We start from the raw sequence: 18,383 nt of genomic DNA, 5'->3' as shown, positions 1-18,383 counted from the left end.
CCCTTGCTACGGGATCGGTCACACAGCTGGCCATGGATCCCGGTGCGCCGAAGGCAACGACGATGAGGAGTTACTCCAGCACCGACACCGTCGTCACGGGGTCGGGCATCGCCGAGTACACCGACCAGGAACTCTTCCGCGCGATGCGGACCGCCGGGCTCGTCGAGAAGCGTCGGATGCAGGACCTCCTGGTACGCAGGCATTCCGGGCTCGTGCGTTGGTTGGCCGCGCAGTACGCCAACAAGGCCGTCGACGCCGACGAGCTGCGCCAAGTGGGCTACCTGGGCCTGGTGCTCGCGATCCAGCGGTTCGACGTGGACCGCGGCCACGACTTCACCACCTTCGCCCGGCCCACCGTGCAGGGTGAGATCCGGCGGTACTTCCGCGACAAGCGACGCTGGATCCGGCTGCCGCGGCGCCTGCAGGAGGCCAAGGCGACGCTGCGTGAGTCGAACGAGTTGATGACCCACCAACTCGGCCGGGAGCCGACGGTGGAGGAGTTGGCGCTGCACGCCGCGCTGCCCACGGACCTGGTCAGCGAGGCGCTGGCCGCGGACGACACGTTCTCCCCGACCTCGCTGGACGCACCGGTCAACGCCGACGGCGAGGAGTCGTTCACCGTGGCCGACACCATCGGCGTCGAGGACGAGCGCATCAACTTCTTCATCGACTGCGACTCGGTCCGGCCGCTGATCGCCGGGTTGCCGCAGCGTGAGCGGATGATGCTCCACATGCGCTTCTACGAGGACAAGACCCAGACCGAGATCGGCGCCGAGCTCGGCATCTCCCAGATGCACGTCTCGCGCCTACTCAGCCGGACTCTGGACTCGCTGCGCGAGCAGCTCGTCAACGACTGAGGCACCCACCCGGCGCCGGTCATCAGAGCGCCTCCGGCCCCGGTGACCGCGTGAGCACAGCGACCGCGTCCGGGGGCAGCGCCAGCATGCGGCCGACCGAGCGGACCGCCTCGTCGGCGGCCAGGAGTTCGGCGAACGGCGGGGCCAGCACCGCCAACTCGTCGGCGCCCAGGTTCACCAGCACCAGGCACTGCCCGCGGTCGACCCGCAACAACCCGGTGGCCGCGTCGAAGTCGGCGGCCACCGCGGCCTTGCCCGGTCCCAGGTCCGGGTGCGCGCGGCGCAGCGCGATCAGCCGCGTGTACCAGCGCAGCATCTCGGCGTGCTCCGGCGCCTCGGGCTCGGACCAGTCCAGGCAGGAGCGCCGGAAGGTCTTCTCCGCCTGCGGATCGGGCACCTGCGCCGGGTCGCTGCCCCACGTCGAGAACTCCCGACGCCGGCCCTTGCGGATCGAGGCGGCCAGCTTCGCCTCGGAATGGTCGGTGAAGTACAGGAACGGCGTCGCGGCGCCCCACTCCTCGCCCTGGAACAGCATCGGCGTGAACGGCGTGGTCAGCAGCAGCGCGGCGGCGGCGCGGGCCCTGGCCGAGGGGACCAGATGACCGATCCGCTCGCCCAGCGCCCGGTTGCCGACCTGGTCGTGGTTCTGCACGCACACGATGAACTGATGGTCCATCAATTGGCGTGGGCTGCGGCCGTGCACACGACGGCGGAACCTCGAGTAGCGACCGTCGTAGGCCCAGCCGGCCGACAGCGCGGCGGTGAGCAACCTCGGGTCGCCGTAGTCGACGAACCGGCCGCCGGTCTCGCCGGTCAACGCGACGTGCACCCCGTGGTGCCAGTCGTCGGACCAGACCGCGTGCAGGCCGAACCCGCCGGACCACACCGGCAGCGCGAACCGCGGGTCGTTGCGGGCCGACTCGGCGATCAGCGTGCACGGCCGGCCGAGGGCGTCGGAGAGTTCCGCGACCTCCTCGCCGAGTTGCTCCAGCACGTGGCGGGCGCTGTGGTCGTGGATCACGTCGGCGGCGTCCAGCCGCAATGCGTCGACGTGGTACTCGCGGAACCACAGCAGGGCGTTGTCGACGACGTAACGCCGGACCCCGTCGCTGTCCGGGCCGTCGAAGTTGACCGCCGCGCCCCAGCCGGTGCTGTAGCGGTCGGTGAAGTACGGCCCGAACTCGCTCAAGTAGTTCCCGGCCGGCCCGAGGTGGTTGTAGACGACGTCGAGGATCACCGCCAGGCCCGCTCGGTGGCAGGCGTCGACCAGGCGCTTGAACCCGTCCGGACCGCCGTAGGCGTGGCGCGGGGCGTAGAGGTCGACACCGTCGTAGCCCCACCCGCGGGCCCCGGGGAACTCGGCGATCGGCATGACCTCAATCGCGTCGACGCCGAGCGCGACCAGGTGCTCGAGGTGTTCGACGACGCCGTCGAAGGTGCCCGCCGGGGTGAACGTGCCTACGTGCAGTTCGTAGAGCACCGCGCCGGCCAGTTCGAACCCGCGCCAGTCCGCGTCGTTCCACACATGGCTGTGGTGGTCGACGACCGCCGAGGACTCATGGACGCCGTCGGGCTGGCTCTCCGAGCGCGGGTCGGGCCGTGGCGGACCGCCGTTGACGCTGAACGCGTACCGGTCGCCGGCCTGCAGGTGCGGCCCGCCGGCCCACCAACCGCCGACCTGCGGCTCGAGGCCGACCCGCTCCGCGCCCAGGCACAGCTCGACGGTCCGCGCGTAGGGCGCCCAGACGGATCGACCTGCAGGCCTCACCGTTTGTCCCGGGCCAGCACCGCGACCGGGAAATCCTTCAGCAGCCCGGCGATCGAGACCATGCCCCCGTCGTGGCGGGCCTCGCTGAGCACGTCGCGCCAGGCCCCGCGCGGCAATTCCACCCGGGTGTCCCCCAAATCGCCCCCCACCGCGAGAGGCAGTCGGGGCACCACCACGACGAGCTCACCGCGGGTGAACGCGACCACGCGGGCCGCCCCGGCGCCGGTGGCCTGCAGACCCACGTGCACCGGCGCGTCGAAAACCTCCGGGTTCACCCGCCGGTGTTCGAGAAGCCGGCGGATCAGCCACTGCTTGGCGCCGCCGTCCTCCAGATGTTCCAGCGCGGTCGCGGCATCGGCCCCGCGCAGGCTCGCCAGCAACTCGCGTCGCAGGCCGAAGTCGACTTCGCGCCGGTTGTCCGGGTCAACCGTGCTCAGGTCCCAGAGCTCGTCGCCCTGATAGATGTCCGGCACGCCCGGGCAGGTGAGCAGCAACGTGGTCTGCGCCAGCGAGTTGGTCCGGCCGGCTTCGATGATTCCGTTGCCCGCGAGGAAATCGGCCAGGTCGTCGAGGAAGATCTCATCGCCCAGCACGCCGGCGCAGAAGCGCTCCAGTGCCTGCTCGTACGTAGCGTCCGGGCGCACCCAGGAGGTGTGCAGCTTGGCCTCCCGGACCGCCTTGAGCATGAAGTCGTGAACCCGCCCCAATTCGACCGGCCACAGCCCGATCAGCGTCTGGTAGAGCAAATACTCGGTGTCGCGGTCGGGCAGGGCGGCGGAGCGGTGGATGTCGTTGTGCTTGGCCCAGCGCAGCACTGCGGCACCGAACTCGGCCGGGATCTCCGCCAGGGTTGCGATCCGGGCGCGGGCATCCGCGCTGCGCTTGGTGTCGTGGGTCGACAGCGTGAGCATCGTGCGCGGGTGTTCGCGGGCGATTTTCGCGCACCAGGAATGGAATTGGTCCACCGGCCATCCGAAGATCCCCGGGTCGCCGCCGACCTCGTTGAGCGCGATCAACCGCTGGTAGCGGTAGAACGCGGTGTCCTCCACGCCCTTCGCCATGACCGGTGCGCTGATCTGCGCGAAACGCAACGCGAACTCGGTCTCCTCCCCGCCGGAGCGGTCGAGCAGCAGCACCTGGCCGAGGAACTCCAGCAGTTCGGCGTCGATGTCGGGACGGGCAGCCCCGGCCCCGGCCAGCGCGGCGGCAACCACTCGCCGGTCGGCGGCGGTGACGCCGCGGTCCGGCGACACGTAAGTCCGGTACACCGGCATCGCCGTGAGTACCTCGACGATCGCCTCGCGCAACTGGGCCCGGGTGTGGTCGCGATGTCGCCGATGGCGTTCGGACACGCGCCCGAACCGCCCGGCCAGGCCGTCGATCTCACCGGCCAGTTCGGTGTTCATCAGTTGTTGCTTGGCCTGGCGTACCACCGCCGCGTAGGAGATCTCCGGGGCCGACTCGAACGATGTCGAGTCCAGGGCGCGGAACCGGGCGTAGCAGTCATCCATCGCCGCGGCCCGCGCCGGGTCGACCAGCAGGCCGTCTACGGCGGTCACGAAGTCGTAGCCCGAGGTGCCGTCGCAGGGCCAGTCCGGCAGACTCTCACCGGGCGCCAGGATCTTTTCCACGACGGTCCACACCCCGGCGCAGGCCCGGCGCAGTCGGTGCAGGTAGGCCTGCGGGTCGCGGAGTCCGTCAACGTGGTCCACCCGCAGGCCGGTGAGCATCCCGCGGCGCACCAGATCGGCGACCAGGGCGTGGGTGTCGTCAAAGACCGCGTCGTCCTCGACCCGCAGACCGATCAGCGAGTCGATCGTGAAGAACCGGCGGTAGTCCAGCTCCTCGTTGGCAGTCGTCCAGGCGGCCAGCCGGTAGTTCTGTCGGGACAGCAGAGCGTCCAGGGCGTCCGGGTCGGCGTTGAGCCGTTCCACCGCAGCGTCTATGCCGGCGGCCACCTCCGAACGCGTGGCACACAACTCGGCGAGGTGTTCGCGCAGCAGTTCCTTCTCGGTGTGCCGCCGGGTCACGGCCGCCGTGTCGGACAGGCGGGCGTGCGGCAGTTCGGCAAACCGCCCGGCGAGTTCCGCGAGTTCCACGGACCCGATCTGCTCGGCGGCGCCGGTCAACAGCTCCTCGATCGTCCGCGGCGACAACGGAAGTTCGGCGCCGGGCACCCGGACCACGAAACCGCCGCCGACGCGGGCCACCGTGACCGAGCCGGACTCCAACGCGCGCCCGTACTGATCACCGAGGATCGGCATCAGCACCGTGTGCCGGGATTTCTCGAGTTCGCCGTCCCAGTCGATGTCGAAATGGCCGGCATAACGACTGGCCGGACCGTTCTCCAGGACGTCCCACCACCAGGCGTTGTCCGGACTCACCCGTGCCATGTGATTCGGGACGATGTCCAGGACGTGCGACATGCCGGCCGCGGACAGCGCGGCCACAAAGCGCTCGTGGGCGGCGGCACCGCCGAGGTCGGCGCTGATCCGGGAATGATCGACAACGTCGTATCCGTGCTCGCTGCCGGGTGCTGCCTGCAGGTACGGCGAGCAATACGCGTGGCTGACGCCGAGTTCGGCCAGGTACGGCACGATTTCCGCGGCGGCGTCGAAATCGAAACCGGGCCGCAGTTGCAACCGGTAGGTAGCGCGTGGATGCACCAGGCGGAGGTACCCATTCGGCGTGTCAGCAAACTCGACAGTCACACCGGTCACGCAAGCCGCACGGCGAATTCCGAATACTTCTTCACTCACCCGGTGAATGCGGCATGAATCATTGCCTGTCGGAAAGGCTCTCCTGACGTTGGTTCCCAGTCCGCGCGAAGCGGATCGCCACCGCGACCAGGGAGGTCGGCATACTCATGGCCAGGATTTCGGTGATCATCGGTTCGGTTCTCGTTGCGGGCGCGATTTGCGTGCCTGCAACCTCGGCCCTCGCCCACACCCACACCAGCCCCGCGGTCGCCGGTTGCCCGAGCGACGCCCCGCCGCTCCCGCTGCCGCTGCCCGGTGCCGGGGACAGCCCGAGCGCCTCGCCCAAGCCGTCCGAGCCCGGCAACAGCGGTGGTGGCGGCGCGACCGAGCCCGGCAACGGCCCGTCCGGCGGCGGTGCCGCCGTCCCCAGCTCCGCCCACTGCCCGGGGGCGTAGTCCTGGCTGCCCCGGCGGAACTCACGTCGGGGTCGACATCTTGTGCAGCCTGCCGGCCGGCCCTCAGGAAAGCGGAGGGCCGGCTGACTGGCATTGTTTGCACGACGGCTTAACCATTGCGCGCCAGGATCGGCCCGGCGAGCGCACCGGCTGTCGGAGGGGCGCAAGTTGTCCGACATGGCGGTCGCCAGCACCACGACCGACAAGCCCGAACGCGGCTCCCACCCCGCAGCCCACGGCGCCGGCAGCCTTGGCCTGGCACTCGGGGCCCTCGGCGTCGTCTTCGGCGACATCGGCACCAGCCCGCTGTACGCGGCGCAGACCGTCTTCTCCATCGACAACAACTCGGTCAAGCCGGACGAGGCCAACATCCTCGGCGTGGTCTCGGCGATCCTGTGGTCGCTCGTGATCGTGGTGACGATCAAGTACGTGACGATCGTCCTGCGCGCCGACAACGACGGCGAGGGCGGCGTGCTCGCTCTGGCGGCGTTGACGCGGCGTGCCCTCGGCAGCGGTCGGCAGAAGCTCGTCCGGGTCGTGATGGCCCTGGGTGTGCTCGGCGCCGCGCTGCTCTACGGCGACAGCGTCATCACCCCGGCCATCTCGGTGCTGTCCGCGGTGGAGGGCATGAAGAGCTCCGCCCCGGAACTGTCCGACCTGGTGCTGCCGATCGCGGTCGGGATCCTGGTCGTGCTGTTCATGGTGCAGCGCTGGGGCACCGGACAGGTCGGCCAGGTGTTCGGGCCGATCATGCTGCTCTGGTTCGTCGTGATCACGATCCTGGGCGTGCGCGAGATCGCGATGTCACCATCCGTGCTGCGCGCCCTGTCCCCGTCGTACGCGGTGCTGTTCGGCGTACGGCACCCGCACCTGGCATTCATAGCGATGGGCGCTGTGGTGCTGGCGATCACCGGCGCGGAGGCCCTCTACGCGGACATGAGTCACTTCGGGCGCGGGCCGATCCGGCTCAGCTGGTTCGTGGTCTGCCTGCCCGCGTTGACGGCCAACTACCTCGGCCAGGCTGCGCTGCTGCTGCACCACCCCGACGCCGCCGCCGACCCGTTCTACCTGCTGTGCCCGCACCGGTTCCGGCTCCCACTGGTCTTCCTCGCCACGATGGCGACAGTCATCGCCTCGCAGGCGGTGATCTCCGGCGCCTACACGCTGTCGCGCCAGGCCGTGCGGTTGGGTTTCCTGCCACCGCTGAAGGTCCAGCACACCTCGAAGACCGAAGGCGGCCAGATCTACCTGCCCGCGGTCAACAACCTGCTCTGGATCGCGGTGCTGGCGCTGACGGTGGCCTTCGGTTCCTCGGCCAAACTCGCCACCGCCTACGGCCTCGCGGTCACCGGCACACTGCTGTTGACCACCACGCTGTTCGGCATCCTGGCCGCCACCAGCCGCGGTTGGCCGAAGTGGAAGCTGATCTGCGGCGGGATCCTGTTCGGCGGCCTGGAAATCATCTTCTTCGGCGCCAACCTGACCAAGGTCGCGCACGGCGGCTGGGTGCCGCTGGTGATCGCCGGGTCGATGATCGTGGTGATGACGACCTGGCAGCGCGGCCGGGCGATCATCACCTCGCGCCGCCGCGACCTGGAGGGCGACCTCGAGGAGTTCCTCGACGAGGTTCGCCGCGACCGACCGTTCCGCGTCGGCGGCACCGCGGTGTTCCTGCACCCCAGCCGAAAGACCGCGCCGTTGGCCCTGCGCGCCAACCTCGAATTCAACAGCGTGCTGCACCAGAAGGTGTTGATCGTCGAGGCCGTCAACGAGGACATCCCGCACGTCCCGACCGCCGAGCGCTGCTCCGCCGAGCAGATCGGCCGTGGCGACACGGGGATCTGGTACGTACGCGTGCGGTTCGGTTTCCAGGACTCCCAGGACGTCCCCCGGGCACTGGCGTTGGCGAAGAGTCCGGACGACCGCACGCTGATCCGCTCGGACAACCCGCTCTACTACGTCTCCCGCATCAACATCCAACGCGGCCGACGGCGCGGGTTGCCCACCTGGCGCAAGCGACTGTTCATCGCCCTGGCCCACAACGCCGCCGATCCGGCCATCCAGTTCAAACTGCCGGTCGAACGGACGATCGGGATGAGCACCCAACTCGAGCTGTGATTGCAGGCGACGGACGCGGGGTAGGCAGAGATCCCGGCCGTCGCTGACGCCGGTCCGAATCGAGCGCGTGCCCGGCCCCCACCGGCACGCCCGGCCGCGCGGGAGGTGCCTCCATGATCTGGACGATCCTCATCGTCCTGCTGCTTGTGATCCTGGCGACGCTGGTGGTCGCGATGCAGCGGCGCCGGCGCCGCGGTGGGGTGGTCGGGATCGGGCGTAACGGATGAGCATTCTGTTGCGGGCCGGGGAACTGACGGGCCGTCCGGTCGTGACCCTGGGCGGCGAACGCATCGCCGAGGTCAAGGACGTCGTGTTCGACCGCGGCGCGGGTTCGGTCGCCGGGTTCACGTTGAACAACCACGGGCTGTTCAGCCGGTCCCGCAAGGACGCGTTGCCCTGGTCCGGAGTGCACGGGCTGGGTTCGGACGCGGTGATGATCCGCGTGGAGGAGGTCCTGGTCCCGGTCGACGAGGTCGCGCCCAAGGCAGAGCGGCGCAACGGCGACGTGCTGTCCGGGGCAGTGCTCACCGAGACCGGCCAGGAGATCGGCACCGTGACCGATGTGATTCTCCAGGTCGGACCCGGCCCCACGAGCGACTCGAGCGAGTCGGGAACGAGCGAGCGAGAATTTATGACGGCTGAGGTCGTCGGCTACGAGATCGAGGCTGGGCAACAGATGCGCAGCCCCGGGCGGAGGGTGTACGTCCCGGTTCCCGCTACCCGCGCGGTCTCCGGCGAGCGCCTCGTGGTGCCCGCTACGGTGACCGATTTCGTGGCCGACGACCTCGCCGGTTTCGGCGCCGCCGTCGACGCTTTCCGGGCCCGGCTGGCATCCGACGGCGGGGCTTGAGATGCGCTTCAGCGAATGCTCACTGCACGACGTGGTGGCGACCGGTTCGGCGGACACGGTCGGCCGCGTCGAGGGTTTCGTGGTCCGACCCGCGCCACCCCGCGTGGTCGCGCTGCGGCTTGGTCGCACGCCGGGCAAGGCCACGCTGCTGGACTGGAGGCAACTGATCGCGTTCGGCCCGGACGCGGTGACGGTTGCCTCGGTCGAGGTCTTGCACATCGCACGCGACGAGGCCGAGCGGCACGTCGCCGACAGCGAGTTGGACCTGATCGGCAAACCCGCGCTGAGCGAGGCAGGCGACGGTCTGGGCACTGTCATGGATGTCGAGTTCGACCCCGGCAGTGGCGCCATCCTCAATGTTCTGACTGACCGTCAGAACCTGCCGGGCGACCGACTGATCGGGCTGGGTGGGTACGCCGCGGTCTTCGCGGCGCCCTGAGGGAACCGGCCCAGACACAGGTATTCAGCTGACGTGGAGGGAATGAGATGCGTACCAAGGCCCTGCAGGATCTGGCGGACCGGATGCCGGAGGTCGCGGCGACCGGACTGGAACAGGTGCGGCGCGGCGGCCGGATCGTGGCCGAGCGGGCACCGGTAGCGGTCGGTGAGGGCGTCAACCGGTTGACCGACCTGGCCGACCGGGCCGGTGTCCCGGTCCCCGCACGGCTGGAGGCGCTGGGTCGTAGGCAGAGCCGTTCGATGCTCTCCGCGCGCCGCGGACTGCCGGCGATCGTCGCGGCCATCGTGGTTCTCGCGTTGGTGAAGGTGGTGCGGACCCGGCGGGCCGGCGCCGCCGCAGCCAAGGACGAGCCCACGCAGGCCGCCGCCGAGGACCGGAACTCGATGCCGCCGTACACGCGCGTCGCCGGGCCGCGGGCGGGCGAGCCGAGCGACGCGCCCGCGCCGGGGTCCCGGGGCCACTGAGTCCGCGAGGTGTGTCGGTCCGCCCAGGCCGGGTAGCCCGGGGAGAGAGGCCGGACGACGAGTCGGTCTCCACCCGATGAGGGAGGGCAACATGGGAGTTTTCGACGACGCCAAGCACAAGGCCGAGGAGATGGCCGGCAAGGTCAAGGAGAAGGCCGGCGAGATCACCGGCGACGACAAGCGTCAGACAGAAGGCCAGGCCGACCAGAGCAAGGGGAATCTGAAGCAGGCCGGCGACAAGGCCAAGGACGCAATGGAAGACGCGAAGGACGGGATGAAGCACTGAGTTCGTCCCACGCGCGAAGACCCGTGCCGTAGGCACGCGGTCCCCGTAGGACCAGGCAGGCGGCGGCCGGCTCCCCCACTCGGCCGCCGCCTGTCGCCTGCCCGCAGGGAGGTTGGCCTTGAGCACGCCGCTGGAGGACTACGCGCTACTTGGCGACCTGCACACCGCCGCGTTGGTCTCCCGGGGCGGATCCGTCGACTGGTTGTGCGCACCTCGATTCGACTCGGGCGCCTGCTTCGCCGCGTTGCTCGACGAACCCGAGGCCGGTCACTGGCGGATCGCCCCGGCCGACGTCGAGCAGTGCAGCAGCCGTCGCTACCGTCCCGACACCCTCGTGCTGGAGACGGATTTCGAGACCCCGGACGGGACCGTACGGCTGATCGACTTCATGCCGGTCCGCGACGACGGGGCCGATCTGGTGCGGATCGTCGAGGGGCGCTCCGGCCGCGTCCCCATGCGGATGTCGCTGCAACTGCGGTTCGACTACGGCAGCATCGTCCCGTGGGTCCGGCAGAAGGACGGCGCGCTGGTGGCGACCGCCGGGCCCGACTCGACCTGGCTGCGTACCGACGTCGAGATGCAGGGCGAGGGCATGAGTACCGTCGCCGAGTTCGAGATCTCGGCCGGACAACGGATCCCGTTCGTTCTGACGCACCGTCAGTCCCACCATGCAGCACCCAAGCGCCTCGACGCCGAGCAGGCGTTGACGCAGACCGAGCACTTCTGGCGCAGCTGGATCGCGCAGTGCGGGCCGAAGGGTCGCTACGACGAGGCTGTCCGCCGCTCGCTGATCACATTGAAGGCGTTGACGTACCACCCGACCGGCGCGATCGTTGCCGCGCCGACCACCTCGCTGCCCGAGGAACTCGGTGGCGAACGCAACTGGGACTACCGGTACTGCTGGCTGCGCGACGCGTCGCTGACCCTGTCCACGCTGATCTCGGCCGGCTTCCACGCCGAGGCCAAGGCCTGGCGCGAGTGGCTGCTGCGCGCGGTCGCCGGCGACCCCGCCGACCTGCAGATCCTCTACAGCATCGACGGGACCCGGCGCATCCCCGAGTTCAGCCTGGACTGGCTGCGCGGCTACGAGAAGTCGGTGCCGGTCCGGATCGGAAACGCCGCCCACGAGCAGTTCCAGCTCGACGTCTGGGGTGAGGTGCTCGACGGACTGCACCTGGCCCGGGAGGCCGAGCTGGCCGCCGAGTCCGACGCGTGGTCACTGCAGCTGAAACTCCTCGAGTACCTCGAGGGCAACTGGCAGCGCGAGGACGCCGGCCTGTGGGAGGTCCGCGGGACCGCCCGGCCGTTCGTCTACTCCAAGGCGATGGCCTGGGCCGGGATGGACCGTGCGATCACCGCGGTCGAGCGATTCGGCCTGGACGGCCCGGTCGAGCGCTGGCGAGCCGTGGCCGCGCAGATCAAGGACGAGGTGTGCACCCGGGGCTTCGACCCGGCGCGCAACACGTTCACGCAGTTCTACGGCTCCACCGGGCTGGACGCGTCGCTGCTGCTGCTCCCCCGGATCGGCTTCCTGCCATGGGACGACCCCCGGGTGGTCGGCACCGTCGAAGCGGTGCAGCGGGAGTTGGCCGAGGGCGGGTTCGTGCGCCGCTACGACCCCAGCGCCGACGGCGGCGTCGACGGCCTGCCCGGCTCCGAGGGCACGTTCCTGATCTGCTCGTTCTGGCTGGTCGACGCCTTGGCCGGCATCGGCCGGGTGGCCGAGGCCCGCGAACTGTTCGAACGCCTGCTCGCGCTGCGAAACGACGTCGGACTGCTGGCCGAGGAGTACGACGTGGCAGCCGAGCGGTTGATCGGGAACTTCCCGCAGGCCTTCAGCCACCTCGGCCTGGTCAGCGCGGCGCAGCGACTGGAGTCCGCGCACCAACCCTGAGTTTCTCCTGGCCCGGAGGTTTGGGCCGCAGCGCTACCGGGAAGTAGCGATCGGTCCCCCAGCCCAGGAGGCTTGCGATAACCCGCCCGCTTGGCCCCGAACCGATCGAGACCTGGCCAGGCCGGCCATATCCGCTGGGCGCGACCTACGACGGCGCCGGGACCAACTTCTCACTGTTCTCCCAGGCCGCGCAGGCCGTCGAGCTGTGCCTGTTCGACTCGGGCACCGAACACCGGGTCCGCCTCGAAGAACTCGACGCGCACTGCTGGCACGCCTATCTGCCCGGCATCGGGGCCGGCCAGCGCTACGGCTACCGCGTTCACGGCCCGTGGGACCCGGCCACCGGCAACCGCTGCAACCCGAACAAGTTGCTGATGGACCCCTACGCCAAGGCGATCGACGGCGAGATCGACTGGGACCAGTCCTGCTTCAGCTACAACTTCGGCGACGAGGACTCCCGCAACGACGCCGACAGCGCACCGCACGTCCCCCGCGCGGTGGTGCACAACCCCTACTTCGACTGGCACAACGAGAGCCGCCCGGACATCCCGCTGCACCACTCGGTGATCTACGAGGTCCACGTCAAGGGCTTCACCGCCCGGCACCCCGACGTACCCAAGGAGCAGCGCGGCACCTACGCCGGTTTGGCCCATCCCGCGGTCGTCGACCACCTGACCCGGCTGGGCGTCACCGCGGTGGAACTGCTCCCGGTGCACCAGTTCGTGCACGACTCCCACCTGATCGAGCGCGGCCTGCGCAACTACTGGGGCTACAACACGATTGGCTTCCTGGCCCCGCACAACGGCTACTCGGCCTCCGGGACCGACGGCGAACAGGTCTCGGAGTTCAAGTCGATGGTCCGCACCCTGCACGACGCGGGAATCGAGGTGATCCTCGACGTGGTCTACAACCACACAGCCGAGGGCAACCACCTCGGCCCGACCCTGTCGTTCAAGGGGATCGACAACAGTGCGTACTACCGCCTGGTCAACGAGGATCAGCGGTACTACTACGACACCACGGGCACCGGGAACAGCCTGAACGTAAGCAATCCGCACACCCTGCAACTGATCATGGACTCGTTGCGCTACTGGGTGACCGAGATGCATGTCGACGGCTTCCGCTTCGATCTCGCCTCGGCCCTGGCCCGGCAGTTCCACGAGGTGGACCGGCTGTCCGCGTTCTTCGACCTGGTCCAGCAGGACCCGGTCGTCTCGCAGGTGAAGCTGATCGCGGAGCCGTGGGACCTCGGGGAGGGCGGCTACCAGGTCGGCAACTTCCCGCCGGTCTGGTCGGAGTGGAACGGCCGCTACCGCGACACCGTCCGCGACTTCTGGCGCGGGGAGTTCCACACCGTCGGGGAGTTCGCGACCCGGTTGACCGGCAGCAGCGACCTCTACGCCGACGACTCCCGACGCCCGGTGGCCAGCGTCAACTTCGTCACCGCGCACGACGGCTTCACGTTGCACGACCTGGTCTCCTACAACGAGAAGCACAACGAGGCCAACGGTGAGGGCAACGCCGACGGCGAGAGCCACAACCGGTCGTGGAACTGCGGGGTCGAGGGCGAGACCGACGACCCGGCCGTGGCGGCCCTGCGGCAGCGTCAGCAACGCAACTTCCTGACCACCCTGCTGCTCTCACAGGGCGTGCCGATGCTGCTCGGCGGGGACGAGGCCGGGCGCACCCAGTACGGCAACAACAACGCCTACTGCCAGGACAACGAGACGTCCTGGTTCGACTGGGACAACTTCGACTCCGACCTGGTCACATTCACCGCGGACCTGATCGCGCTGCGCCGCGAGCACACGGTGCTGCGTCGCAAGCGGTGGTTCTCCGGCCGGCCGATCCGCGGCACGGTCGACCTCGGCTGGTGCCGCCCGGACGGCGCCGAGATGACCGACGAGGACTGGGACACCGCGCACGCCCGGTGCATCGGGCTGTTCCTCAACGGCGAGGCGATCACCGGCAAGGACCCCCGCGGCCATCGAATCGTCGACGACTCGTTCCTGCTGCTGTTCAACGCCTCCGACGTCGACCTGAACTGGCGGCTGCCGACCCAGTGGGGTCAGGCGTGGGAGGTCGTGCTGGACACCGCCGAACTGCCCGCCGGTACCGCGACGAGCCCGGGCCGGACCCGTGGCCCGCACCGCGCGGCGGTGGTCAGGACCCGCCGCCGGGTGCGTGCCCGCTCGGCGCAGGTCCTGCGCCGCCGGTGACCGGCGAAGTCGGGGTGGCACTCGGCGTGGGCGCCAGGTGGAAGTGCAGGTGAGCGGCCGAGGCCGCGGCACCGAGCGGGGTGAAGCCGTCGTAGTGGCCGGCGGAGGGGGCCCGGACCATCACCCACAACGTGAACAGCCCGACGAAGGCGGCCGCGAGCGCCAACGTCGAGAGGCGTATTCGCTGCAGTCCGCCGGGTAGCGGCCGCCTCACGAGGTGCGCCCGGCCCCCGCCTTGACCGATGCTCGCGACGGGGTGGCGCCCATGCCGTCGCCGGCCCGCAGCGCGATCAAGATGCGGGCCCGCAGTTGCCGGCTGACATCGCCCTTCGCGGCGGGCAACGTCCGGGCCACGATCCGGACGCTCATCTGATCGGCCGTCAGACTCTCGATCCCCATGACCACCGGTTCGTCGAGCAGCAGCCGGGACAGGGTCGTGTCGTGGTAGGCGTCCGAGCAGGCCGCCCGCAGCACCCGACCGGCCTCGTCCACGTCGATGTTCGCCGGCAGCGGGATGTCGATCGTCGCCCGCGCCCAGTCCCGCGACAGGTTGGTCACCTGCACGATCTGGCCGTTCGGGATGATGATGACCTCCCCGTCGGAGGACCGCATCCGGGTGATCCGCAGGGAGATGTCCTCGACGGTGCCGGTGACCCCGCTCTCCGAGCCGAGCGCGGCGACCCGCACGACGTCGCCGTAGCCGTACTGCCGTTCGGCGATGATGAAGAACCCGGCCAGCAGGTCCTGGACGATCCGCTGGGCACCGAAGCCCAGCGCCACACCGAGTACCGCCGCGGGGGCGACCAGGCCGGTGATCGAGAAGCCGAACAGCGCGACCACGCGGACCGCGGCGACGCTGACGATCAGGACATTGGTCAGCCAGATCAGGACCTGCGCCACCGAGTGCCGGTGCTTGCCCTGCTCCGTTCGGGTGTAGGCGTCGGCGGACACCGAGGCCCGGTCGATGCGCGAGGTCACCGTGCGGCCCGCCGCGCCGACGGCGCGGGACAGCAGCACGACGCCGATGACGATCAGCAGGGCCTGCAGGCCCTGGTCGCGCGCCCAGTCGAGCAGGTCGTTGATCCCGTTCATCCCGCCCCCGCCGCCGCACGGTCGGTGAGTGCTCGCATCGAACCTCGGCTACCCGCACAGCGAGGCACAAACCCGCACGAGACACAGTTCACCTGACACCACGTCAGATGACTCATCGCACCGCCGATCCAGGTCTGACGGTCCGTCAGGATGGTTTGCCGACCGCGACGCACCGGCCGCGGCGGAGCGTTCATCGCGGTCGACATCCCGGTTGACCGCGGTGGTCTGCGGCGTGACAGCGCACGCGGGTAGCGGTGGCGCTTGAGCACCACGTTCGCCGACGCGCCGGGCAGCACTTCGCGCAACGACACGGCACGGTTGGTCAGCAACCGCAAGGCCACGAGGAACAGTCCCACGGCGGCGAGGACGGCCAGCGCCACCCCCGACGTCCGACCGAACCAGCCGAGGTCGACCGCGCTGTCCCGGCCCACCACCAGACCGCTGAGCAGAGTTGCGGCGAGGAGGCCGCCCCCGATTGACATCCATCCCGCCGGGATTACCCGGCCCGCTACGCGTGATGCGCGCCGGCCGGGGGTCTGCGGCGGTGCCGGTCGGATCAGTGCTTGCGGTGCGGGGCCTTGGGGGCGTGGGGCAGCTTCGGGCCCTTCGCCCCGTGCGGAGCCTTCGGCGCGGCCGGGTGGGCTCCCGCCGAGGCCTGGGCGCACTGCTGACCGACCGTGTAGTCGCGCGCCGGCCCGGCCGCGTCGTCGGTCTCCGGCAGGGTCAGGACACCGGCGGCGCTGATCGCCTGACCGGTCTGGACCACCGGGTAGCGCAGGCGGTCGCCCGGCTTCGGGTTGCCGATCGAGGACAGCAGCATCGAGATGACCAGCGTGTTCTCGGTGTACGTCGCGCTGGCGGCCTTCTTGTCCGGCTGCGCCATCGGGTCGTCCTTCAGCGCTGACACGGTGGCGGCGCTGCCCGTGCCGTCGTTCTGCACGGCGGCCTCGTAGGTGGTCCCGTCGTATAGCCAGGCCACCTTCACGAAACTGCCCTGGTACTCCACCGCGTACTTCGGCGACAGGTGCGGGCCGTGCACGGTGATCAGCAGCGACTGGTCGTCCGGCGACAGCGACATCGCGGCATCGGTGATGTCCAGCGAGTCGTTCTTCTCCCCGAGTGTCGTCGGGTCGACGTTGTCGGCCGGCGAGGTGCCGAACGGCAGGCAGCCGTCGGGGTTGCCGGCCAGGCTTCCGGTGGGCAGGTCGGCCACGTGGGCCGCCGGCGCCTTGTGGACCGGGGTGGTCGAGCCGGACAAGTCGGCGGTCAGCTTGGCGACGTCGGGGACGCCGTAGCCGGTGTTGTAGTCCCAACCTGGGCCGGGGAAGTTGAGGCCGTTGCCGCCCTGCTCACCCTCGGTGATGTCGTGGATGTCGGCGGTCCGTTTGCTCGCTTCCATCTTGTAGAACGCCGGTGCGGCCGGGCCCAGCGGCTTGGCCGAGGCCGCGACGACCCGGGCCCACATGCCCATCATCAGCGGGCTGGACAGGCTGGTGCCGCCGACGGCCGCCGGCTCGTTGTAGTTGACGATCTTCAGCCCCTGGCTGCCGTTGCCGGACAGGGCGGCGATGTCCGGGATGCCGCGGCAGATCGTGCCCGGCGGCAGTGCCGTGCCGTCCGGCTTCATCAGCAGGCACGGGTGGTTGACGTTCTTCTCGCTCTTCTGGAACTCCGGCTCCGGGATGAACAGCGCCGAACCGCCGCCGCCGTAGGCCCACGCCTGCTCGTCGGCTCGCGAGCCGTCCTTGCCCTGGGTCAGCACGGTGCCGCCGACCGCCGTCGCCCAACCGCTGCCGGCCGGGTAGTCCGCGGCCGGCACCACCTGGTTCAGCAAACCGTTGCCACCGCCGACCACCGGCAGCGCGGCGATCACGCAGGAACTGCCGTTGTCACCGGAGGACGAGAACAGCGTGCGGCCCTCACCGAAGGCCTGCATCAGCGACTTCTCGACCGAGTCCTCGGACTGGTTGGACAGGCCCAGCCCCAACGCACCCTTGCCCAGCTCGGTGGTGAACGGGAACTCCTCGCACTCCCCGAAGCTGGCGTTCATCATCTGCGGGCCGTTCGGGTCGTTGGCCCAGTACGAGACCATCCCGATCAGGTCGGCGTCGGCCAGCGACTTCGCCGTGTACAGGTCGAGCTCGGAGACGCCCGGCGCCATGCCGGTGGAGGCCTGGGAGTCGAGCATCCACTCGCCGCCGCCGTCGTTGGTGCCGAACTCGTCGTCACGCCCGGGCTCCGTACGCACGACCCGGACCGGGACCTTCGGCAGGCCCTCCTGCTGCTCGAACAAGCGCAGACTGCCCACGACCGGCTCGGTGTTGCCGGCCATGAAGACGCCCATCTTCACGCCCTGGCCGGTGTCGGACTCCGGGGCGTCGTAGGTCTTCCACAGCGACTTCACGTCGATGACGCCGGAGAAAGTGCCGATCGCCGGATGCACGACCTTGGGTTTGGCGGCCGCGAAACGGGCCAGGTCGTTGAGACCGACGACGCCGGCGATCGGCAGCCCGCCGGGCACCAGCGGGGCGAGGTCATTGGCCACGAACTCCGCGCCGCCGACCCGGTAGCTGTTCAGGCTGACCCCGAACAGGTGGTCGATCTGCGAGACCGTACCGGAGGCCGTGACCAGGTCGCCCAGCGGCGAGACGTAGCCCAGGTCGAGCCCGCCGCCGCGCAGCCAGGACCCGGTCGCCGTGCGCACCGTTGCCGGCAGCGCGAACCGGGCGGCGTACTGAGCCGGGGTCAGGAACCGGTGGTACAGCGGCGATCTCGGGTCGACGACGCTGTTGGAGAACGAGCGCTCCGCGGCCTCGTTCGGGTCGGACAGGACGACCGAGACCGTCATCCGCTTGTCGCTCGCGGCTGGGCCGACCGGGTTGGCCAGCAGGCTCGCGGGCAGCACGTCGGTGGTGCGCCGGGCCGGGGCGGCGTGGACCGTGGATTCGGGCGGCAGCACGAAAACGGCGGTTGCGATCGCGACCGCCCCCGCGAGCACCGAACCCAGCGACCGCACACGAGCTCTACGCCGCACTGACGCCTCCGATTTCCATTGCTCCAGGTTGAGCACCGCACCGACAGGCGCCGCGTCCCCCACTGCTAACAGGCCCATATTCGGCACAACCCCGCAACCGGGTTGTAGCAGGGCACGACGGGCTATGGGGAAAACATCGACCATTGGTGGCAGTACCGCCCGATCCGGACACGCCCTTCGCCCCGCG

General features: G+C 70.0%; 15 protein-coding genes. 9 read left to right on the top strand and 6 right to left on the bottom strand.

All coding sequences use genetic code 11. The features are described 5' to 3' along the window. Positions 1–62 precede the first annotated feature (62 nt). A complete protein-coding gene (locus VHU88_05845) occupies positions 63–857 on the top strand; it encodes a SigB/SigF/SigG family RNA polymerase sigma factor (protein HEX3611191.1) in 795 nt (264 codons plus the stop codon). 22 nt (positions 858–879) lie between these two features. On the opposite strand, the gene treZ is transcribed toward VHU88_05845, so the two are convergent. Together treZ and treY are read right to left on the bottom strand one after the other, a co-directional pair. Further along, the gene (treZ, locus tag VHU88_05840; GenBank protein ID HEX3611190.1) at positions 880–2,625 is read right to left on the bottom strand and encodes a malto-oligosyltrehalose trehalohydrolase; all 1,746 of its coding nucleotides are present in this window, start codon (positions 2,623–2,625) and stop codon (positions 880–882) included. After that, positions 2,622–5,291, bottom strand: a complete 2,670-nt coding sequence (gene treY, locus VHU88_05835) for a malto-oligosyltrehalose synthase (GenBank protein ID HEX3611189.1) — start codon at positions 5,289–5,291, stop codon at positions 2,622–2,624. The genes treZ and treY overlap by 4 nt, the downstream gene beginning before the upstream one ends. Before the next feature lie 200 nt (positions 5,292–5,491). Between treY and VHU88_05830 the strand changes: the two genes are divergently transcribed. From VHU88_05830 to glgX, 8 genes are all read left to right on the top strand, one after another. Further along, the gene (locus VHU88_05830) at positions 5,492–5,779 is read left to right on the top strand and encodes a hypothetical protein (GenBank protein ID HEX3611188.1); all 288 of its coding nucleotides are present in this window, start codon (positions 5,492–5,494) and stop codon (positions 5,777–5,779) included. 177 nt (positions 5,780–5,956) lie between these two features. Next, positions 5,957–7,897, top strand: a complete 1,941-nt coding sequence (locus tag VHU88_05825; GenBank protein ID HEX3611187.1) for a potassium transporter Kup — start codon at positions 5,957–5,959, stop codon at positions 7,895–7,897. 223 nt (positions 7,898–8,120) lie between these two features. Beyond that, on the top strand, positions 8,121–8,747 hold the full coding sequence (locus VHU88_05820) for a PRC-barrel domain-containing protein (GenBank protein ID HEX3611186.1): 627 nt from the start codon (positions 8,121–8,123) through the stop codon (positions 8,745–8,747). 1 nt (position 8,748) lies between these two features. Next, positions 8,749–9,186, top strand: coding sequence for a PRC-barrel domain-containing protein (locus tag VHU88_05815; GenBank protein HEX3611185.1), 438 nt, complete (start codon positions 8,749–8,751; stop codon positions 9,184–9,186). Positions 9,187–9,233: 47 nt separating this feature from the next. Next, positions 9,234–9,671 carry a hypothetical protein gene (locus VHU88_05810; protein HEX3611184.1) on the top strand — a complete coding sequence of 146 codons (438 nt, stop codon included), beginning with the start codon at positions 9,234–9,236 and terminating at the stop codon, positions 9,669–9,671. A gap of 91 nt (positions 9,672–9,762) precedes the next feature. Then, entirely contained in the window at positions 9,763–9,957 is a 195-nt protein-coding gene (locus tag VHU88_05805) for a CsbD family protein (GenBank protein HEX3611183.1), read from the top strand. Positions 9,958–10,075: 118 nt separating this feature from the next. Next, positions 10,076–11,851 carry a glycoside hydrolase family 15 protein gene (locus VHU88_05800; GenBank protein ID HEX3611182.1) on the top strand — a complete coding sequence of 592 codons (1,776 nt, stop codon included), beginning with the start codon at positions 10,076–10,078 and terminating at the stop codon, positions 11,849–11,851. 77 nt (positions 11,852–11,928) lie between these two features. After that, the gene (gene glgX / locus VHU88_05795; GenBank protein HEX3611181.1) at positions 11,929–14,070 is read left to right on the top strand and encodes a glycogen debranching protein GlgX; all 2,142 of its coding nucleotides are present in this window, start codon (positions 11,929–11,931) and stop codon (positions 14,068–14,070) included. On the opposite strand, the gene VHU88_05790 is transcribed toward glgX, so the two are convergent. The 4 genes from VHU88_05790 to VHU88_05775 form a co-directional block, all read right to left on the bottom strand. After that, on the bottom strand, positions 14,015–14,284 hold the full coding sequence (locus VHU88_05790) for a hypothetical protein (GenBank protein HEX3611180.1): 270 nt from the start codon (positions 14,282–14,284) through the stop codon (positions 14,015–14,017). The genes glgX and VHU88_05790 overlap by 56 nt on opposite strands. Beyond that, the gene (locus tag VHU88_05785) at positions 14,281–15,162 is read right to left on the bottom strand and encodes a mechanosensitive ion channel family protein (GenBank protein HEX3611179.1); all 882 of its coding nucleotides are present in this window, start codon (positions 15,160–15,162) and stop codon (positions 14,281–14,283) included. The genes VHU88_05790 and VHU88_05785 overlap by 4 nt, the downstream gene beginning before the upstream one ends. After that, positions 15,159–15,542, bottom strand: a complete 384-nt coding sequence (locus VHU88_05780; protein HEX3611178.1) for a hypothetical protein — start codon at positions 15,540–15,542, stop codon at positions 15,159–15,161. Before VHU88_05780 ends, VHU88_05785 begins: the two co-directional genes overlap by 4 nt. Before the next feature lie 176 nt (positions 15,543–15,718). Continuing rightward, positions 15,719–18,196, bottom strand: coding sequence for a S53 family peptidase (locus VHU88_05775; protein ID HEX3611177.1), 2,478 nt, complete (start codon positions 18,194–18,196; stop codon positions 15,719–15,721). Positions 18,197–18,383: the final 187 nt, after the last annotated feature.

The sequence above is a fragment of the Sporichthyaceae bacterium genome, assembly GCA_036269075.1.
GTDB lineage: Bacteria > Actinomycetota > Actinomycetes > Sporichthyales > Sporichthyaceae > DASQPJ01.
This window is presented reverse-complemented; position numbering and strand designations above follow the sequence as displayed.